General features: G+C 73.2%; 17 protein-coding genes. 7 read left to right on the top strand and 10 right to left on the bottom strand.

The window, feature by feature from the left end; genetic code table 11:
- Nucleotides 1-55: 55 nt before the first annotated feature.
- The gene (locus tag ACIRQF_RS21950) at nt 56-742 is read left to right on the top strand and encodes a GDSL-type esterase/lipase family protein (protein WP_389751229.1); all 687 of its coding nucleotides are present in this window, start codon (nt 56-58) and stop codon (nt 740-742) included.
- 5 nt (nt 743-747) lie between these two features.
- Here the strand turns inward: ACIRQF_RS21950 and ACIRQF_RS21955 are convergent, their stop codons facing one another.
- Both ACIRQF_RS21955 and ACIRQF_RS21960 read right to left on the bottom strand, forming a co-directional pair.
- Nucleotides 748-1,155 (bottom strand): RidA family protein, encoded by a 408-nt coding sequence (locus tag ACIRQF_RS21955; protein WP_376632972.1) that lies wholly within the window; start codon nt 1,153-1,155, stop codon nt 748-750.
- A 32-nt stretch (nt 1,156-1,187) separates the two neighbouring features.
- Entirely contained in the window at nt 1,188-1,607 is a 420-nt protein-coding gene (locus ACIRQF_RS21960; protein WP_376632970.1) for a carboxymuconolactone decarboxylase family protein, read from the bottom strand.
- 27 nt (nt 1,608-1,634) lie between these two features.
- Between ACIRQF_RS21960 and ACIRQF_RS21965 the strand changes: the two genes are divergently transcribed.
- The gene (locus tag ACIRQF_RS21965) at nt 1,635-2,264 is read left to right on the top strand and encodes a MarR family winged helix-turn-helix transcriptional regulator (RefSeq protein WP_404094235.1); all 630 of its coding nucleotides are present in this window, start codon (nt 1,635-1,637) and stop codon (nt 2,262-2,264) included.
- 288 nt (nt 2,265-2,552) lie between these two features.
- On the opposite strand, the gene ACIRQF_RS21970 is transcribed toward ACIRQF_RS21965, so the two are convergent.
- Together ACIRQF_RS21970 and thpR are read right to left on the bottom strand one after the other, a co-directional pair.
- Nucleotides 2,553-3,542, bottom strand: a complete 990-nt coding sequence (locus ACIRQF_RS21970; RefSeq protein ID WP_404094238.1) for an aldo/keto reductase — start codon at nt 3,540-3,542, stop codon at nt 2,553-2,555.
- Between the two features lie 184 nt (nt 3,543-3,726).
- Nucleotides 3,727-4,299 carry an RNA 2',3'-cyclic phosphodiesterase gene (gene thpR / locus ACIRQF_RS21975; RefSeq protein WP_404094240.1) on the bottom strand — a complete coding sequence of 191 codons (573 nt, stop codon included), beginning with the start codon at nt 4,297-4,299 and terminating at the stop codon, nt 3,727-3,729.
- A gap of 32 nt (nt 4,300-4,331) precedes the next feature.
- Here thpR and ACIRQF_RS21980 point away from each other — a divergent pair, with 32 nt between their 5' ends.
- Nucleotides 4,332-4,844: a GNAT family N-acetyltransferase gene (locus ACIRQF_RS21980; protein WP_389751220.1), complete on the top strand. Its 513-nt coding sequence runs from the start codon at nt 4,332-4,334 to the stop codon at nt 4,842-4,844.
- Nucleotides 4,845-4,880: 36 nt separating this feature from the next.
- On the opposite strand, the gene ACIRQF_RS21985 is transcribed toward ACIRQF_RS21980, so the two are convergent.
- From ACIRQF_RS21985 to ACIRQF_RS21995, 3 genes are all read right to left on the bottom strand, one after another.
- Nucleotides 4,881-5,375 carry a lamin tail domain-containing protein gene (locus tag ACIRQF_RS21985; RefSeq protein ID WP_404094243.1) on the bottom strand — a complete coding sequence of 165 codons (495 nt, stop codon included), beginning with the start codon at nt 5,373-5,375 and terminating at the stop codon, nt 4,881-4,883.
- Between the two features lie 143 nt (nt 5,376-5,518).
- Complete coding sequence (locus tag ACIRQF_RS21990) at nt 5,519-6,883, bottom strand: MFS transporter (protein ID WP_376632961.1); 1,365 nt, start codon at nt 6,881-6,883, stop codon at nt 5,519-5,521.
- Nucleotides 6,884-6,909: 26 nt separating this feature from the next.
- Nucleotides 6,910-7,353, bottom strand: a complete 444-nt coding sequence (locus ACIRQF_RS21995; protein WP_365337128.1) for a MarR family transcriptional regulator — start codon at nt 7,351-7,353, stop codon at nt 6,910-6,912.
- Nucleotides 7,354-7,520: 167 nt separating this feature from the next.
- Between ACIRQF_RS21995 and ACIRQF_RS22000 the strand changes: the two genes are divergently transcribed.
- Entirely contained in the window at nt 7,521-7,745 is a 225-nt protein-coding gene (locus ACIRQF_RS22000) for a ribbon-helix-helix protein, CopG family (protein ID WP_382479229.1), read from the top strand.
- On the opposite strand, the gene ACIRQF_RS22005 is transcribed toward ACIRQF_RS22000, so the two are convergent.
- Nucleotides 7,715-9,166 carry an NCS2 family permease gene (locus ACIRQF_RS22005; protein WP_376632957.1) on the bottom strand — a complete coding sequence of 484 codons (1,452 nt, stop codon included), beginning with the start codon at nt 9,164-9,166 and terminating at the stop codon, nt 7,715-7,717. The two genes, ACIRQF_RS22000 and ACIRQF_RS22005, sit on opposite strands and share 31 nt — an antisense overlap.
- 152 nt (nt 9,167-9,318) lie before the next feature.
- On the opposite strand from ACIRQF_RS22005, the gene ACIRQF_RS22010 reads away from it, so the two are divergent.
- Both ACIRQF_RS22010 and ACIRQF_RS22015 read left to right on the top strand, forming a co-directional pair.
- Nucleotides 9,319-9,600 carry a DUF2530 domain-containing protein gene (locus tag ACIRQF_RS22010; protein ID WP_404094249.1) on the top strand — a complete coding sequence of 94 codons (282 nt, stop codon included), beginning with the start codon at nt 9,319-9,321 and terminating at the stop codon, nt 9,598-9,600.
- A 126-nt stretch (nt 9,601-9,726) separates the two neighbouring features.
- Nucleotides 9,727-12,150, top strand: a complete 2,424-nt coding sequence (locus ACIRQF_RS22015; protein ID WP_404094252.1) for a cation-translocating P-type ATPase — start codon at nt 9,727-9,729, stop codon at nt 12,148-12,150.
- Nucleotides 12,151-12,208: 58 nt separating this feature from the next.
- Here the strand turns inward: ACIRQF_RS22015 and ACIRQF_RS22020 are convergent, their stop codons facing one another.
- Together ACIRQF_RS22020 and ACIRQF_RS22025 are read right to left on the bottom strand one after the other, a co-directional pair.
- Nucleotides 12,209-15,424, bottom strand: a complete 3,216-nt coding sequence (locus tag ACIRQF_RS22020) for a sacsin N-terminal ATP-binding-like domain-containing protein (protein WP_404094254.1) — start codon at nt 15,422-15,424, stop codon at nt 12,209-12,211.
- Between the two features lie 201 nt (nt 15,425-15,625).
- Entirely contained in the window at nt 15,626-16,546 is a 921-nt protein-coding gene (locus tag ACIRQF_RS22025) for a DUF3027 domain-containing protein (protein ID WP_376632949.1), read from the bottom strand.
- Nucleotides 16,547-16,901: 355 nt separating this feature from the next.
- On the opposite strand from ACIRQF_RS22025, the gene ACIRQF_RS22030 reads away from it, so the two are divergent.
- Nucleotides 16,902-18,281 (top strand): MFS transporter, encoded by a 1,380-nt coding sequence (locus ACIRQF_RS22030; protein WP_376632948.1) that lies wholly within the window; start codon nt 16,902-16,904, stop codon nt 18,279-18,281.
- The last annotated feature ends 98 nt before the right edge of the window (nt 18,282-18,379 follow it).

The following is an 18,379-nucleotide window of genomic DNA, read 5'->3' on the forward strand; positions in this document are numbered from 1 at the left end:
CTGGTGTCCGGGATCACGTCGCCGCCGCGCGGCGCCGTCGGTGATGATGTCGACCATGCGTTTTCTGTTCGTCGGCGACAGCATGACCATCGGACGCGCCGGCGACTTCACCTGGCGGTACCGGATGTGGCGGCACCTGGAGCGGGTGCTGCCCGGCGGGTACGGGATCGTCGGTCCGCGCACGGAGCTGTACGAGGCGGCCGACGACGCCGCCACGTCCCACGCGTACGCCGATCCCGGCTTCCCCGCCGACGCCCGCCGCCATCTGGCCGGCTGGGGCGAGGGCTGGCTGCACATGGCCCCGTTGGCCGGCGAGGCGGTGCGGGAGACCGGCGCTGACGTGCTGCTCGTCTCGCTGGGCCTGATCGACCTGGGCTTCTACACCAACAGCGACCAGACCGCGGAGAACGTCCACGCCTTCCTGGCCTCCGTCCGCGCGGCCAACCCGCGCGTCCGGACGGTCCTGCTGCCCGTCATACCGAACGTGCGGGCCACCTACGACGCGCCCTTCGCCGCCGAGTGCCACCGGTTCAACGAGCTGCTCGCCAAGGCGGTCGCGGAGCTGGACACGGCCGCCTCGCCGCTGCTGCTTGCCACGGTCCCGGAGTCGTACGACCTCCAAGCCGACACCTACGACGGGACCCATCCGGGCCCGACCGGCGAGCACAAGCTGGCGGCGGCCTTCGCGAACGCGCTCCACCAGGCATGGGGCATCGGCGGCCCGTACGCCTACCCGTCCTGACGGCGTCACCCGAGCACGGCGTCGGCCTCGATCTCGACGAGCCACTCGGGGTCGATGAACCGGGAGACCTCCACGAACGTGGTCACCGGCCGCACGCCCGCGAACCACTCGCCGTGCGCCCGCGCCGCCTCCTCCCAGCGCGTCACGTCGGTGAGCATGACGCGCGTCCGCACCACGTCCGCCGGCGAGGCCCCGGCTTCCGCCAGCGCCGCCGCGGCGATCTCGAGACAGCGCAGGGTCTGCGCGTACACGTCCCCGGGGGCCGCCGTCCCCCCGCCCTCCGCGAGGGGCGCCGTCCCGGCGACGGCGACGTACGGTCCCTTGCGCACGGCGCGGGAGAAGCCGATCCGCGGTTCGAGGGGCGAGCCGGAGGAGACGTTGGTCCGGGCGTTCCCGGCGGTGGGAGAAGTCATCCGGCCATGATCGCGTGTCACCCGGCGCTCCGTCAGGCCGCCCTGGTGAGGCGGTTGGCGAAGGTCGAGATCGTGTACGTGCCGATGCCGAGGACGACTTCGAGGGCGTTTCCGCGGGTGTAGCCGTGGGCGAGGAAGGCGTCGAGTTCGGCGTCGGCCACCGCGCCCGACGAGGCGAGGGCCTGGAGGGTGAAGCGGCGGACGGCGGCGAGGCGTTCGGGGGCCGGGGCCGGTCCGAGGGCGTCGAGTTTCGCCTCGTGCATGTCGATGCACAGGTGGCACTGGTTGCGCTCGGAGACGGTCAGGATGACGGTCTCGCGGGAGTGCGGGTCGAGCGTCGTGGACTCGAAGATCTCGCTCAGCTTGAGGAAGCCGTCGAGGGTGTGCGGCGACTCCTTCAGCAGGGCGACGGCGCCGGCGGTGCGGGCGGAAAGGTCGGTCGGGTGCGGCAAGGTGACTCCCCCGGTAGAATCGACAACATGGTTGACCATGTCGGTGAGGAAAACGTAAACCAGGTTGTCGATCGCCGCAAGGGGCTTCCGGACGGGACTCCGGAGGAGATCCCCCCAGGCACCCCCGGGAGCCCCGGCGGTCTCGGACGCCCCGGGCACGTCGAGGGCTCCGGCGACCCCGGCGACCCCGGCGATCCTCCCGGCTTCGAGCTCCCCCTGCTGCTGTTCGCCGGCTTCCGCACCCTCATCGACGGCGTCCACACCGAACTCGCCCGCCAGGGCCACCCCGACCTGCGCCCCGCCCACGGCTTCGCCCTCCAGGCGATCGGCCCCGAGGGCTCCACGGCCAGCGACATCGGACGCCGGCTCGGCGTCTCCAAGCAGGCCGCCGGCAAGACCGTCGACCGCCTCCTCGCCCTCGGCTACGCCGCACGCACCGACGACCCCGCCGACGCCCGCCGCAAGCTCGTCCGGCTCACCCCGCACGGCGTCGACGCCCTCGTCCGCTCAGCCGTCGTCTTCGACGCCCTGCGCGCCGAGTGGGCCGCCCGCCTCGGCCGCGACCGCGTCCGCGACCTGGAGACGGCCCTGCGCGCCGTCGTCCCCGCCGAGACCACCTTCCGCCTGGACGCCACGAGCTGGCTGGGCGGGGCGTGAGACGGCAGCGGTGAGCCGCGCGCGGGCCGGAGGCACGGCGCGCACGGGCCAGAGGCCGCACGGGCCGAAGGTGAGACGCGCACGGGTCGGCGGGGAGACACCTGCGGGCCGGCGGTGAGACGCGGGGGCCGGCGGTGAGACGCGGGGGCCGGCGGGGAGACACGTGCGGGCCGGCGGTAAGACGCGCACAGCCGGAGCCAAGGCGCGTAAAGGCCGGCGGTGAGGCACGTGCGGGTCGAGCCGGTCCGGTTCCCGGCGGCCGAGGGACCGGACCGGCTCGGCCCGCCGTCACCAGGCGAAGGCCTCCGGCGCGGGTCCCGGGCCCGGGAAGATCTCGTCGAGGGCGGTGAGCAGCTCCTCGCCCAGCCGCAGCTCCAGGGCGCGCACCGCGCTCGTCAGCTGCTGCGGGGTGCGCGGGCCGATGATCGGCCCGGTGACGCCCGGGCGGCCGAGCAGCCAGGCGAGGGCCGTCTCGCCGGGGTCCAGGTCGTGCTTGTCGAGCAGGTCCTCGTACGCCTGGACGCGGGCCCGCACCGCGGGGTCGGCGAGCCGGTGCGCGGTGCGGCCCGTGGCACGGCGCCCTTCCGCGGCCGTCCTGCGGAGGACGCCGCCGAGCAGGCCGCCTGCCAGCGGGGACCAGGGGATGACCCCGAGCCCGTACTCCTCGGCGGCGGGGAGGACCTCCATCTCGGCGCGCCGCTCGTGGAGGTTGTAGTGGCACTGCTCGCTGACCAGGCCGACCATCCCGCGCCGGGCGGCGGCCTCGTTGGCCTGGGCGATCTTGTAGCCGGGGAAGTTCGAGGAGCCGGCGTAGAGGATCTTGCCCTGCCGGATGAGGACGTCGACGGCCTGCCAGATCTCCTCGAAGGGGGTCAGGCGGTCGATGTGGTGGAACTGGTAGACGTCGATGTGGTCGGTGCCGAGCCGCCGGAGGCTGCCCTCGACGGCGCGGCGGATGCTCACGGCGGACAGCCGGTCGTGGTTGGGCCAGGCCGGCGCGTCCTCGGCCATGCTCCCGTACATCTTGGTGGCGAGGACCACCTTGTCGCGGTGGGACGGGTCCTTGGCGAACCAGGACCCGATGATCTCCTCCGTGCGCCCCTTGCCCGCGGTCTGGCCGTAGACGTTCGCGGTGTCGAAGAGGTTGACGCCCGCGTCGAGCGCGGCGTCCATGATCGCGTGGCTGGTGGCCTCGTCCGTCTGCGGTCCGAAGTTCATCGTGCCGAGGACGAGCCGGCCGACCTTGAGTCCCGTGCGTCCGAGCTGCGTGTACTCCATGGGGTCCCACCCAACGCCTTCGAGCGCGCTCGAGGCAAGGGTCCGACCGGCGGCGGGCGCGCCCGCCGGTGCCGCGCGGGCCGGCGGGTCAGCTCACCACGGAGGCCACCGCGATGATCGCGAACATCAGGACGAGCACACCGGCCATGATCCGGTTACGGGTTTTGGGGTCCACCCTTCGAGGTTAACCCGGTCCGCCGAGTAGCCAGGCGGCGACCGTCTCGTAGCGCGGCCCGGCACCCGGCGTCCCACCGCCCGGCAGGTTGCTGCGGACGAGGGCGAGCTCCGCGACCTGCCAGCGGGTGCCCTCGAAGGAGTCCAGGGCCGCGACGAAGGGGCGCAGGTCCACGTCGTTCGCGCGGGAGCGGGCGACCGTGAGGTGGGCCTGGTAGCGGCGGTGCTGCTCCATCGCGACCCCGGCCCGGCGGGCGGCGGCGTCGGCGCGTTCGGCGAGCAGCCGCAGCTCGTCCAGGTCCCCCGCCGCGCCCGTCCACAGCACGGCGCGCCCGAAGTGCCCGCCGCCGTGCAGCCGCAGCGGGAAGGGACGGGTGCGGTGCGCGGCCCGGCCGAGCCGGGCCCGGAGGTCGGGCAGCAGCGCCTCGTCGACCTCGCCCATGAACGCGAGGGTGAAGTGCCGGCCGGGCGGCGCGGTCCAGCGCAGCCGGTCCGCCTCGGGCAGGTGCGCGAGGCGGTCGATCGCGCGGCCCAGCTCGTCGAGCTGCGCGGGGGGCGGCAGGACGGCAGCGAAAAGCCTCATGACCTGAGTGTGGCAGGGACTAACCTCGCCGGATGGACGACAGGATCACGATCAGGCAGGGCGGGCCGGAGGATGTTCCGGCGATGCTGGCGATATTCGACAGCGCGGTCACCTGGCTCAACGGACAGGGCATCACCGCCCAGTGGGGCACCGAGCCGTTCAGCGCCCGGCCGAAGACCGTGGAGGCGGTCGAGCAGGTGGTGGCCGAGGGTGCCCCGTGGATCGCGGAGATCGACGGGGTGCCGGTCGGGACGCTCACCCTCACCCCGCACCCGGGCGCGTACGTGGCCCGCGCGGAGGAGCCGGAGCAGTACGTGCGCTTCCTGGCGACCGACGGGCGCCGGCACGGCCGCGGTGTGGGTGCGGCCCTCCTCGCGCACGCGGCCGAGGAGACCCGCCGGCTGGGCGTCTCGCTGCTGCGCGTGGACTGCTTCGCGGGGAGCGAGGGGCGCCTGGTGGCCTACTACGAACGCCAGGGCTTCACGCGTACGGAGACCTTCGCGGTCGGCGACTGGCCGGGGCAGGTCCTGGAACGGCGCCTCTGACCCGCCCCGCCCCGCACCCGGCCGCGCCCGGCCGGATCAGCCGTGGAAGCTGATGTAGCCGTTGCCGTCGCGGTCGTTGCCGCTCTTCGTGTACGCGTGGGTGTCGGCGTAGGCGCCGCCGGGCTTGATCAGCTTGATGGTGTCGCGGTCGTTGTTCCAGATGAAGTTGCAGTTGTTGCGGTAGGCCACGTTCCGGGCGTCGGACTCGGGGCCGCGGTTCCCGCGCAGCTGCACGTAGTCGCCGGGCTCCAGGTAGTGGTTGACCTGGAAGGTGTAGGCGTTCCCGGTCGCGTCCTTCACGGTGTAGCCCCTGAGGTTCACCGTGGCGGTCCGGGAGTAGTTCTTGATCGTGACGAACTCGGCGGCGGCGTTGCCGCCGGAGCACCGGTTGGAGTCCGGGCCGGGAGCGTCGTACTGCACACCCTTGATCTTCAGGGACGAGGAGTACTCGGTCGCCTGCGCCGGGGCGGCGGCGAGGGCGGCGAGGGTGCCGGCGGCGAGGGCCGCGGCTATGACGGAACGCTTGCGCAAGACGAAGCCTCCTGTGCTTCTGAGCGGTCGAGCGCGGCTCAACATACACAGGATCTTCACGGTTCATCCGGCGAATGCACAGATCCGTACGCACGGGCGGACCGGGCCGTCGAGGCCCGGTCCGCCCCCGGCGTGCGTGAGCGTTACGCCGCCGTCGCCAGGCTCTCGCGCCGCTCCTGCGGCACGAAGCGGACGCTCGGGTGGCCGTGCCGCCAGCCCACCGCGACCTTGAGGCCGCCGACCCGGGCCAGGACCAGGCCGATGACGGCCGCCGCCGCGAGGGAGACGAGGCCGCCGGTGGCGAAGCCGACGCGGGCTCCGTAGGTGTCGGTCACCCAGCCGAGCAGCGGCGCGCCGATCGGGGTGCCGCCCGCGAAGACCATCATGTAGAGGCTCATCACCCGGCCCCGCATGACCGGGTCCGTCGCCATCTGGACGGCCGAGTTGGCGCTGATGTTGACGGTCAGTCCGATCATGCCGATCGGGACGAGCAGCAGCGCGAACAGCCAGAACGCCGGCGAGAGGGCCGCGGCGATCTCCAGGGCGCCGAAGACGCCCGCCGCGACCACCAGCATCCGCAGCCGGGTGGAGCCGCGCCGTGCCGCGAGCAGCGCGCCCGCCAGGGAGCCGGCCGCCATCAGCGTGTTGAGGAAGCCGTACGTGCCGGCGCCGACGTGGAAGACCTCCTCCGAGAAGGCGGTCAGCCAGATCGGGAAGTTGAACCCGAAGGTGCCGACGAAGCCGACGAGGACGATGGGCCAGATCAGGTCCGGCCGCCCGGCCACGTATCTCAGGCCTTCCCGCAGCTGACCCTTGCCGCGCGGTGCGCGCTCCACCTTGTGGAGCTCGCTCGTCCGCATCAGCAGCAGGCCGGCGATCGGGGCGAGGAAGGACAGGCCGTTGAGGAGGAAGGCCCAGCCGCTGCCGATCGACGCGATCATGAGACCCGCGACGGCGGGGCCGACGAGGCGGGCGGACTGGAAGTTCGCCGAGTTCAGCGAGACCGCGTTGCGCAGCTGGCCGGGGCCGACCATCTCGGGGACGAAGGACTGCCGGGCCGGGTTGTCGACGACGGTGACCATGCCGAGGAGGAAGGCGATCAGGTAGACGTGCCAGACCTGCACCTGCCCGGTGAGGGTCAGGACGGCCAGGGCCAGCCCGCACAGTCCGAGCGCGGCCTGGCTGACGAGGAGGATGCGGCGCTTCGGGTAGCGGTCGGCGAGGACGCCGCCGTAGAGGCCGAACAGCAGCATCGGCAGGAACTGGAGCGCCGTCGTGATGCCGACGGCGGCGGCGGAGCCGGTAAGGCTCAGGACCAGCCAGTCCTGGGTGATCCTGGCCATCCACGTACCGGTGTTGGAGACGATCGCTCCGGTGAAGAACAGCCGGTAGTTCCGGATCCCGAGCGAGGAGAAGGTCCCCTTGCCCTGGCGGTCGCGCGTGCCCGCGCGGGAGTAGGTATCGGATTGATGGACGGGTGCGGAGTCTGCTCCGGGTCCCGTACTCAAAGTGCGTCGCCTCCTCGGCCTCGGTTCTAGAGGTGTGCGAGCTTCTCCAGGACCGGGGCCGCCGCGCGCAGCTTGGCCCATTCGTCCTCGTCCAGGCCTTCGGCGAGGGTGGCGAGCCAGGCGTTCCGCTTGCGGCGGGACTCTTCGAGCATGGACTCGGCCTGCTCGGTCTGCCTGACCACCTTCTGCCGACGGTCATCGGGATGTGGCTCCAGCCGGACCAGCCCCTTGGCTTCGAGCAGCGCGACGATGCGGGTCATCGACGGCGGCTGGACGTGCTCCTTGCGGGCCAGCTCACCGGGGGTGGCCGAGCCGCACAGCGACAGGGTGCCGAGCACCGACATCTCGGTCGGGCTCAGCGACTCGTCGACGCGCTGGTGCTTCAGGCGTCGGCTCAGCCGCATCACCGCACTGCGGAGCGCGTTCACGGCCGCGGCGTCGTCGGCGGTGCCGTGGGACAGGTCAGGCATGTTCATTAGCGTAACTCATTACTCTCGCTAAAGACCAATCGCCACGCGGGGCCGGTCACGGTGCGGTCACGGCACGAAAACGCCGGGTCTCAATCTGTCACCCAAATGAGTGAGACCGATCCGGAAAGTGACGCGGAGAGGACTTCCGTGGCGCGAACCTGACGGGCATGGAATCGACCGTGCTCAGCCTGCGCATCGACGGAGAGCTGCTCGAACGGCTCCGCGGACACGCCGCCAGACGCGGAATGAGCGTCCAGGACTATGTCGCCCGGACGCTCATTCGCGAGGATTTCGACGAGCGGTTCAAGACCGCCGTCGAGGAGACGGAGAAGTTCTACGGGGCGCAGGACGCGCCCCGCGATCAGGTGAGGCCCAGCGCCGGCATCGCGTAGTAGAAGACGAAGACCGCCGACACGACGTACATGGCCACCGGGACCTCGCGGCCCCGGCCGGCCGCGAGCCGCAGCACGCTGAAGGCGATGAAGCCGATGCCGATGCCGTTGGTGATCGAGTACGTGAACGGCATCATCACCATCGCCAGGAAGGCCGGCACGGCGATCGTGTAGTCGCTCCAGTCGATCTCCTTGACCGACCCGGCGAGGATCAGGAAGCCCACCGCCAGCAGGGCGGGGGTCGCCGCCTGCGAGGGCACCATCGTGGCGAGCGGCGTGAGGAACAGCGCGACCGAGAACAGCGCACCGGTGACCACCGAGGCGAGACCCGTGCGGGCGCCCTCGCCGACACCGGCCGTGGACTCCACGAAGCAGGTGGTGGCGGAGGAGGACGTGGCACCGCCGGAGGCGACGGCGAGGCCGTCGACCAGCAGGACCTTGTTGATCCCGGGGAAGTTGCCGTCCTTGTCCATGAGCTTGGCCTCGTCGCCGACGCCGAGGATCGTGCCCATGGCGTCGAAGAAGCAGGACAGCAGCACGGTGAAGACGAAGAGGACGCCGGTCAGGACGCCGACCTTGTCGAAGCCGCCGAACAGGCTGACCTTGCCGACCAGGCCGAAGTCGGGCGAGGCGACCGGGTTGCCGGGCCACTCGGGAGTGGTGAGGCCCCAGGACGGAACCGTGGCGACCGCGTTGATCACCATCGCGACGATCGTCATGACGACGATCGAGATGAGGATGGCGCCCGGCACCTTGCGGATGATCAGCGCGAGGGTGAGCAGGGTGCCCAGGATGAAGACGAGCACCGGCCAGCCGGTGAGGTGCCCGTCGCCGCCGAGCTGCAGCGGGACGGTGGTGTGGGCGGCGTCGGGGATGCGGGAGACGAAGCCCGAGTCGACGAGGCCGATCAGCATGATGAAGAGGCCGATGCCGATCGCGATGCCCTTGCGCAGGCCGACGGGCACGGCGTTCATCACGCGCTCACGCAGACCGGTGGCGACGAGCAGCATGACCACCAGACCGGCGAGCACGACCATGCCCATGGCGTCCGGCCACGACATCTTCGGCGCGAGCTGGAGCGCGACGACCGTGTTGACGCCGAGGCCCGCGGCGAGCGCGATCGGGACGTTGCCGATGACGCCCATGAGGAGCGTCGTGAAGGCGGCGGTCAGGACGGTGGCGGTGACGAGCTGGCCGCTGTCGAGCTGGTGCCCGTACATGTCCTTGGCGCTGCCGAGGATGATCGGGTTCAGCACGATGATGTAGGCCATCGCGAAGAAGGTGGCGAAGCCGCCACGGATCTCGCGGGCGACGGTGGAGCCGCGCTCGGAGATCTTGAAGTAGCGGTCGAGGCCGGAGACGGGACCTTCGGGAGTCTCCGGTTCGGGGGCAGTGGCCTTGGCGGTGGCCGTGGTGCTCATGGGGTTCCTCTTCGGAGGTTCAGAGAAGTCCTTTTTGGCGGTTCATACGAAGGAAACCCGCCAGAGGCAAACCGTTTCAGTATGAACACATGAGCGAGCGGCAGTCCATCTCCGCGCGTAGACACGAAATCGGGCCGCCTAGACTGAGCCGCATGGCGAAGTGGACACCACAGCACGAGGCACCCGAGCCCCTTGAGGGGCCCGTCGTCGCCACCATCACCGGCGGCACGATCCTCTGGTTCGTCCTGTTCCTCGCCCAGGTCCCCTTCTACGGCTGGTTCCAGGACCGGGACCTCACCTGGTGGGTGTGGACCTGCCTGGCCGGAGCCGGCCTCGGACTCATCGGCATCTGGTACGTCCGCAAGCGCGACGCGGCGATCAAGCGCCACGCGGCGGCGCAGGCGGACCGGACGGCGCAGCCCCCGAGCGCGTAGGGCCGGGGGAGGATTTCGGCGCAGCCCCGACCGCGTAGGACCAGGGGAGGATTTCCGTCCCCCCGTGGTCTGATCCTCGGGCCCCTCGGCAGGTGACCGGCCGAATCCGGCCGTACCGTCGAAACCATGACGCAGCGGGCGAAGATCGACACGGGCGGCGGCGGGACCGGGGACCGGGCGGGGCCGGTGGACACCGCCCCCGTCGTGCACCGGACAGGCGGTCTCACCGCGGCCGAGGTCGCCGAGCGGGTCGCGCGCGGCGAGGTCAACGACGTCCCGGTACGGAGCTCCCGCTCCACCACCGACATCGTCCGCGCCAACGTCTTCACCCGCTTCAACGCGATCATCGGCGTGCTGTGGGTGATCATGCTCGCCGTCGCGCCGATCCAGGACAGCCTCTTCGGCTTCGTGATCATCGCCAACACCGGCATCGGCATCGTCCAGGAACTGCGCGCCAAGAAGACCCTCGACGGACTCGCCGTCATCGGCGAGGCCAGACCGACCGTCCGGCGCGACGGCGTCGCCGCCGAGATCTCCACCTCCGAGATCGTCCTGGGCGACCTCGTCGAGCTCGGCCCCGGCGACAAGGTCGTCGTCGACGGCGAGGTCGCCGAGGCGGACAGCCTGGAGGTCGACGAGTCGCTGCTCACCGGCGAGGCCGACCCCGTCGTGAAGCAGCGCGGCGACCGCATGATGTCCGGGTCCTTCGTGGTCGCCGGCGGCGGCGCGTTCACCGCCACCAAGGTCGGGCGCGAGGCCTACGCCGCGCAGCTCGCCGAGGAGGCCTCCCGCTTCACGCTCGTCCACTCCGAGCTGCGCACCGGCATCTCCACGATCCTCAAGTACGTGACGTGGATGATGATCCCGACCGCGCTCGGCCTCGTCATCAGCCAGCTCGTCGTCAAGGACAACGACTTCAAGGAGTCGATCGCCCGCACCGTCGGCGGCATCGTCCCGATGATCCCCGAGGGCCTGGTCCTCCTCACCTCCGTCGCCTTCGCGATCGGGGTGATCCGGCTCGGCCGCAAACAGTGCCTCGTGCAGGAGCTGCCCGCGATCGAGGGCCTCGCGCGCGTCGACGTCGTCTGCCTCGACAAGACGGGCACGCTCACCGAGGGCGGCATGGACGTCACGGACCTGCGGCTCCTCGACGGCGCCGACGAGCGCTACGTACGCAAGGTGCTCGGCGCCCTCGGCGAGTCCGACCCGCGCCCCAACGCCTCCCTGCAGGCCATCATCGACGCCTACCCCGACGCGGACGACTGGCGCTGCACCGAGTCGCTGCCCTTCTCCTCCGCGCGCAAGTACAGCGGAGCGGCCTTCAGCGAGGGCAACGGCGAGACCTCCACGTGGCTGCTCGGGGCGCCCGACGTCCTGCTCCCCGCGACCGACCCGTCCCTCGCCGAGATCGACCGGCTCAACGAGCAGGGCCTGCGGGTCCTGCTCCTCGCCCGCGCGGCGCGCGACCTCGACGCCCCCGAGGTGTCGGCGGGCGCGAAGGCCACGGCCCTCGTCGTGCTCGAGCAGCGGCTGCGCCCCGACGCCGCCGACACCCTGTCCTACTTCGCCGACCAGAACGTCGCCGCCAAGGTCATCTCCGGCGACAACGCGGTGTCCGTCGGCGCGGTCGCCGGCAAGCTCGGCCTGCCGGGCGCCGAGAACACGGTCGACGCGCGCAAGCTGCCCACGGACCGGGAGCAGATGGCGAAGGTCCTCGACGAGAACGCGGTCTTCGGCCGGGTCACCCCGCAGCAGAAGCGCGACATGGTCGCCGCACTCCAGTCCCGGGGGCACACGGTCGCCATGACCGGCGACGGCGTCAACGACGTCCTCGCCCTGAAGGACGCCGACATCGGCGTCTCGATGGGCTCGGGCTCGGAGGCCACCCGGGCGGTCGCCCAGATCGTCCTCCTGAACAACTCCTTCGCCACCCTCCCCTCCGTGGTCGGCGAGGGGCGCCGGGTCATCGGCAACATCACCCGTGTCGCCACCCTCTTCCTGACGAAGACGGTCTACTCGGTCCTCCTGGCGGTCCTCGTGGTGGTCAGCCAGGTCGAGTACCCCTTCCTGCCCCGCCACCTGACGCTCCTGTCGACCCTGACCATCGGCATCCCGGCCTTCTTCCTGGCCCTCGCCCCCAACAAGGAGCGCGCCAGGCCGCACTTCGTCCGGCGCGTGATGCGGTACGCGATCCCGGCCGGCGTCATCGCCGGCGCCTCGACCTTCGCCACCTACCTGCTGGCCCGCCACCACTACACGGGCCCGGGCGCCCTCGACGCCGAGACCAGCGCGGCGACCCTGACCCTGTTCCTGGTCTCGATGTGGGTCCTGGCGATCATCGCCCGCCCCTACACCTGGTGGCGCATCACCCTGGTGGCCGCCATGGGCGGTGCCTTCCTCCTGGTCCTCGTCGTCCCGTGGCTCCAGCACTTCTTCGCCCTGAAGCTGGTCGGCGTGACGATGCCGTGGACGGCGGTCGCCATCGCGGCGGTGGGCTCGGCGGTGCTGGAGTTCGCGTGGCGATGGGTGGGGCGGCGGTTCCCGGCCTGAGCCGGCCGCCGCTTCCCGGCGGAGGGACGCCCGACCGGCGGCCGGGCGTCCCGCATGCTCAGTCGAACCAGCGGTCCCGGGCCAGTTCCGCCGTCCGGGACGGGTCCTCCAGGAGGGCCGCCAGCTCGAAGCGGCGGGGCCACTGGCCGGCGGCCCAGGCCAGGCCGGCGGCGACGCCCTCCAGGGTCGCGGCGTGGATCACGCCGTCGGGGGTGCGCCGCCAGTCGAGTTCGACGCCGGCGGCGCGGAGCTCCTCGTGCTCGATGTAGGTCGCGGGGGTGGCCGGGCCCAGGAGGGCGTGCACGGAGGAGGGCACCTCGTGCTCCTCTCCGACCGTCGTCACCTCGGCCTCGACCGCCTCGCTCAGCCGCCGGACCTGGAACAGCTCCGCCAGGTCCGCCGCCCGGGCCGGGGCGACCGGCAGGAGCGGCAGGTCGCCCGCGAGCGGCAGCAGGTCGGGGGCGTCCGCGACCAGGGCCTCGGTCGCGTCCACGACCACCAGGGCCCCGTCCACCACCGCGCGCAGCTCGTCGGGGAGGGTGACCTGCTCCGGGTCCAGGTCGGCCAGGGCCGTGTACAGGGCGTGCAGCTGGGCGCCGGACACCTCGCGGGACGGGTCGGCGAGCCGGCCGAGCAGCTCGGCGGCGCCGCCCGGCTCGTCCAGGAGGGCGGGCACCGAGGTGCGGACGCCCAGGGCGCGCAGCACCTGCTCGTCCTCGAAGCCGGTCGCGTCGGCGGAGTCGTACAGGCCGATCAGGAGCGGGTCGGTGCCGGCGGCGCGCAGTCCGGCGGGGCGGCGCCCGTCGAGGACGGGGTGGTCGCGCAGCCACCAGGCGGTGTACGAGCGGACGGTCTCGGTCGTGCCGTCCGGCAGCAGCACCCGCACGGGCTGCGTCAGGGCGTCCCGCAGCGGCGGCTGCGCGAGCAGCGCGAGCGCCTGCGGCCAGGCGTCGTCGTCGACGAGGTCCAGGTCCCGTACGGCCACGATCTCGGTCGCCACCGGCGGCACCGGGGCCTCCGGCAGCCGGTCGAGCACGTCCTCGCACCACACGTCGACGGCGTCGAGCAGCCCCGCGTCGTCCGGCTCGGCGAAGTCGCCGTCGCGCGGCTCCAGTTCGTCCGGGTCGAGGACCAGGTCGGCGGCGCGGACCAGCTGGAAGCCGGCCAGCACGCCGCAGGCGGCGAGCGGCTGCTCGCCCCAGCGCTCGGCGAGTTCGGCGTCGACGAGCGCGAGTTCGCCCTCCCGCATGACGGACGCGAAGGCCGAGCCCGGCACGACCAGTTCGCCGGCCGGGGCCAGCTCGCCGTCCTCGTCGGGCAGGGCGAGCGCGCCCAGCCACGGTTCGTCGCCGGGGGCCAGGTCCGCGTCCCGGACGAGCGCGAGGACGGCCTCGGCGAGCTCGTCGGCGTCCAAGGTGTCGGCGTCCTCGTCCCAGATCTCGCCCGCGTCGAGGGAGGCCGCGACGGCCGCGCGCACCTGGGGCGTGGTGAGCACCGCGCGCGGGGTGGCCGGTACGGCGCCCAGCTTCTCCAGGATCGGGTGGGCGGCGTCCGGGTGGGCGACCTTCAGGCCGAGGCGGGCCAGGTCGACGGGGGTGTGCTCCTGCGGCAGCAGGACCTGACGGGGGCCGATGGTGGTCCGGACCCGGGCGGCCGGCGGCGCCTCGTCGGCACCCGCCTCGTCCGCGGCGGCCCCGAGGGGCTCGGCGGCGCGGGTGTCCGCGCCCATCAGCGGCACCGGCAGGCCGGTCAGGCGGTCCGGGTCGACGCCGGCGAGGGAGTCGTACAGCCGCCACCACCAGTCCGGGGCCCGGTCCACGCCCGCGAGCCGGTCGATCGCCTCGGTCAGCGGCAGCCGGCCGACGCCGAGCGTGCGCAGCTCGGACCGGCGCTCCAGCCCCGCCGGGAGCAGGGTCGGGAAGACCTCCGCGAGGACCGCGACCGTCTCGGCGCCGGCGCCCTCCACGACCTCGGCCTCGATCGGGCGCAGCGCGGGCAGCTCCTCGGAGGAGGCGGCCGGGGCCAGGAACGCGATCCGCGGCAGCCGCTCCAGGACGGCGGCGCGCAGCGCCCCGTCGAGGACGCCCTTGCCGAGCGGGCCGGGCACGAGGTCGAGGGTGCCGGTGCTCACCGGCAGCCAGTCGGCGAGCAGCTCCGCGTAGGCCTCGCCGGCCCGGTCGACCAGGAAGTCGGTGAGCGGGCCGGGCGCCGGGTGGCGGCGGGCGGTGTCCAGCGGGAAGGACGCGATGAGCAGGGCGGGGATGCCGAGGGGCTCGTCGGTGGGGGTGGGGGCGTGCACGACCGGGGTGGTGCCGGGGTACCGGGGCGCGCCGTCGGCGTCCACGGGCACGGCCCAGGTGACGGACCAGTGCGGGCGCAGGCGCTCCTCGACCGGCCGGTCCTTGAGCAGGGCCGGGTCGAGGGGGCCGCCGTGGCTGACGGTCCGCCAGCGCCGCGTTTCGGAGCCGGAGTCGGCGCGGTCGGCGATGTGGACGTACCCGCCCTCCTCGGTACGGGTGAGGGTGCGCAGGCCCTGCTCCGTCTCGACGACGATCTCGGTGAGCCCGGGCAGGGTGAGCAGCAGGGCGTCGTCCACGGAGGCGAGCAGGCGCTCGGCCAGGTCGACGGCGGCGGAGTCGCGCAGCGGGAGCACGACGACGGTGTCGTAGCCCTCGGGCGCGGTGCCCTCGGCGGGCAGGGGGAGCCGCAGGAGCGGGACGTGGCCGTCGCGGCGGCGCAGCTCGTCGCCGAGGCCGGGGCTGTGCCGGGCGACGTCGGCGGCCAGCTCGCGGGCCTCCGCGAGGGACCAGCGGACCCCGCCGTGGCGGCCGAGGACGGCGGGCTCGTCGGTCACGGCCAGCACGGCGGCGAAACCGACGCCGAAGCGCCCGACGGCGCCGGTGTCGCGCTCGGTGCGCTTGGCGGAGGCGCGGAGGGTCGACAGGGACTCGACGCCGGCCGCGTCCAGGGCGGCGCCGGTGTTGGCGGCGGCCAGGACGGCGGGGCCGTCGGCGTCGGCGGGGTGCAGGGTGAGGCGCAGCCGGCCGGCGACGCCGGCCCGGCGGGCGGCGTCGGCGGCGTTCTGGGCCAGTTCGACCACGAGGCGGTCCCGGTAGCCGCCGAGGACGAGGTCCTCCTCGGCGTTGGCGTCCTCGCGGAAGCGGGCGGGGCCCGCCGCCCACGCGTCGAGCACGCCCCTGCGGAGCCGTGCGGTGCCGAAGGGGTCGGCTCCGTCGGTCGACGTCCTGACGCTGACGCTCACGTCTGACTCCACTCTGCGGGACGGGGAACTGCGGCCGGTGCCCGAAGGTACCGTGCCCCGCACCAGGACCGACGCCGGGGCGCGTGCCGCACGTGGGGCGCGCGGGGTCACCCCCGCGCCGCGTCGCACGCGTCCCCGCAACCGCCTTCCGGGTTACCCCGCGGGCCGGGCGCGGCCGCGGAGTGCCGCCCGGCGTCGCTTTCCGGACACGGCCTAGGAGTGGCCCAGGTCCTCGAAGGCGCCGTCCGGCTCCGTGGTCGAGCCGGAGTCCTTGGCCGGGCGGAGCGGGAACTCGTCCGGGGCCATGGAGTCCAGGACCGGCGGGGCCGGGCGCGGGGGCTTGGGCATGATCGCGGCCTCGGAGTGGCCGCCGCAGCCGTACGCGAGGGAGACGACGCGGCCGTCGGCGGGGGAGAACTCGTTGGCGCACACGCCGAAGGCCTGCTTCAGGGAGCCGGCGATCGGCACCAGGAAGGCGCAGGTCTGGCAGGTCGCGGGCGCCGCCTGTGCCATCGGCGTCTTCGCGCCGAAGGCCTCGTCCCAGCGGTCGGCCGCGACGTGCAGGCCGTAGCGGGACAGGACCCGGGCCCGGCGCATGCCGAGCTCCTCGGCGACCGCGGCGATGGCGCCGCGCGACGGGGCGCGCGAGGTGAGCTCGGCGTCCTCCTCGTCGAGGTGGTCCGCCATCTCCTCCGAGACGGCGGAGTTCGGCGGCGGCGCGTCCTCGCCGGAGTAGCCCGGTTCCAGGCGCAGGTCGTCCTGCTCGGTGGGCAGCAGGTCGCCCGGGCCCATGTCGCCGGGCCGCAGCCGCTCGCTCCACGGCACCCACTCGGGGGCGAGGAGGGAGTCCGGGCCGGGCAGCAGGACGGTTTCGTCAAGCGTGACGTTCTTGGCGCGGGAGGCGCGGGTGACGGTCACCGCCCAGCGCCAGCCGCGGTAGCCGGGTTCCTTGGACTCGAAGAAGTGCGTGACGACCCGGTCGCCCTCGGCGACGATCTCCACGTGGGCGCCGACCACGCCGGGCGCGGCGGCCTCCTCGGCGGCCTCCCTCGCGAGGTCTACCGCCTCGGCGCACTGACGGTCCGGGGTACGCGGGGTACGCGGGGTACGGCTTCGCGTCGTCGCAGCACTCACAGGTCTCGCTTCTCTCCTACGCCGTCTCACGGGTGCGCCGGCCGAGGAGCGGGAGCAGCGAAAGCGAAGTCCGGGGCAGTGGGCGGAGCGGACCAGAGGGCCGCATCGACGTCCACGCCCGACATGTCTCTCGTCTTCTCGCGTGTCTCGGGCACACCTATCGTCATCCATTCTGCGGGATGCCGAAGAGGCGCGCGGCCGAGAACATCCGCCGGTGGCGCGCTACGCACGCTACCCCGTTCGCAGCTCTCAGCCCACCTGCCCGCCCCAAGTGGCCCGCATCCCGGACCCCGGATGTGGTCCGCCGGGCCCTGCCAACGGTTCGTACGGCCTGCCCGTGGGGCACTATGACGGAGTGGCAGCCGCACGGTCTTCGGCACGATCCCACGATCATGCCGGGCCGCTCAGCCGAGCGGGCCGGAAGGTCGGACGTGCCCTCCACCTGCCGTTCACCGGTACGGCGCGGGGCATCCGGAAGGCCACGCACGCGCACGGCGCGGGCGAGTCGGGGCTCGGGAAGCTGATCGAGCTGCACGCCGTGAACGGCGCGGGCGACGTCATGATCACCGTCGCCCTCGCCTCCACCGTCTTCTTCTCCGTGCCGACCGACGAGGCGCGCGGCCGGGTGGCCCTCTACCTGGCCATCACGATGCTGCCGTTCACCCTCCTCGCCCCCGTGATCGGCCCGCTGCTCGACCGCATCCCGCACGGCCGCCGGGCGGCCATGGCCGGCGCCATGCTGACCCGCGCGGTGCTCGCCGTCGCGATGTCCGCCGCGGTCGCCACGGGGGGCATCCAGCTGTATCCGGCGGCGCTCGGCGTGCTCGTGGCGTCGAAGGCGTACGGGGTGGTGCGCAGCGCCGTCGTGCCGCGCCTGCTGCCACCGGACTTCTCGCTGGTGAAGGCGAACTCGCGGGTCACGCTCGCGGGCCTCCTCGCCACCGGCATCGCCGCGCCGATCGGGGCGGGGCTGCAGCAGGTCGGGCCGGGCTGGCCGCTGTACGGGGCCTGCGCGCTGTTCCTGCTCGGCACGTACTGGGCGCTGCGGCTGCCCCACAAGGTGGACTCGGCGAAGGGTGAGCGGCGCGCCCACCTGCTGACGCACGGGGAGAAGAAACCGAGCCTGCGGACGGTCGGCCCGTCGGTCCTGCACGGTCTGGAGGCGAACGCCTCCCAGCGCATGCTGTCCGGTTTCCTGATCTTCTTCCTGGCGTTCCTGCTGCGGGTGCACCCGCTGCCCGGGCAGAGCGCGGCGGTGTCGCTCGGCATGGTGGCGGTGGCGGCGGGCGTCGGGAACGCCTGCGGGACGGCGGTGGGCTCGCTGCTGAAGGACCGGGGGCACGGGCCGGAGGTGATCATCGCGACGATGCTGTCGGCCGTGCTCGCCACGGCGGTGCTCGCGGCGGTCTTCTTCGGCGGCCTGATGGTGGCCGTGCTCGGCGCGGTGGCGGGCCTGACCCAGGCCCTGTCCAAGCTGTCCCTGGACGCGCTGATCCAGCGCGACGTGCCGGAGGTGGTGCGGACCTCGGCGTTCGCCCGTTCGGAGACGGCGCTGCAGATGTCCTGGGTGGTGGGCGGTGCGATCGGCATCTCGCTGCCGCTGAACGGGACCGTCGGGATGGCGGTCGCGGCCGCGATCCTGGGCGCCGGCTGGCTCCTCGCCGTCCGTGGCCTGATCACGGCGGCCCGCAGGCCGGGGGGCCGCAGCAGCGCCGGCAAGACCCGGGTGGCGTGAGCGCGCCCCGCGCGGCCCGGCGGGACGCGGGTGGCGTAGCCGCGCGCCCCGGGTGGGGTCTCTCGGGCGGCACGCCGTACCCCCGCGTGTCGCGGACG

It is taken from the genome of Streptomyces sp. NPDC101191 (assembly GCF_044767915.1).
GTDB lineage: Bacteria > Actinomycetota > Actinomycetes > Streptomycetales > Streptomycetaceae > Streptomyces.

Coding starts and splice junctions, on each gene's coding strand:
- ACIRQF_RS21970 (WP_404094238.1), bottom strand. CDS start 3,542: ATGGAGTACACGCAGCTCGGACGCACGGGACTCAAGGTCGGCCGGCTC.
- ACIRQF_RS21950 (WP_389751229.1), top strand. CDS start 56: ATGCGTTTTCTGTTCGTCGGCGACAGCATGACCATCGGACGCGCCGGC.
- ACIRQF_RS22015 (WP_404094252.1), top strand. CDS start 9,727: ATGACGCAGCGGGCGAAGATCGACACGGGCGGCGGCGGGACCGGGGAC.
- ACIRQF_RS22005 (WP_376632957.1), bottom strand. CDS start 9,166: ATGAGCACCACGGCCACCGCCAAGGCCACTGCCCCCGAACCGGAGACT.
- ACIRQF_RS21980 (WP_389751220.1), top strand. CDS start 4,332: ATGGACGACAGGATCACGATCAGGCAGGGCGGGCCGGAGGATGTTCCG.
- ACIRQF_RS21955 (WP_376632972.1), bottom strand. CDS start 1,155: ATGACTTCTCCCACCGCCGGGAACGCCCGGACCAACGTCTCCTCCGGC.
- ACIRQF_RS22010 (WP_404094249.1), top strand. CDS start 9,319: ATGGCGAAGTGGACACCACAGCACGAGGCACCCGAGCCCCTTGAGGGG.
- thpR (WP_404094240.1), bottom strand. CDS start 4,299: ATGAGGCTTTTCGCTGCCGTCCTGCCGCCCCCCGCGCAGCTCGACGAG.
- ACIRQF_RS21995 (WP_365337128.1), bottom strand. CDS start 7,353: ATGCCTGACCTGTCCCACGGCACCGCCGACGACGCCGCGGCCGTGAAC.
- ACIRQF_RS21965 (WP_404094235.1), top strand. CDS start 1,635: ATGGTTGACCATGTCGGTGAGGAAAACGTAAACCAGGTTGTCGATCGC.
- ACIRQF_RS22000 (WP_382479229.1), top strand. CDS start 7,521: ATGGAATCGACCGTGCTCAGCCTGCGCATCGACGGAGAGCTGCTCGAA.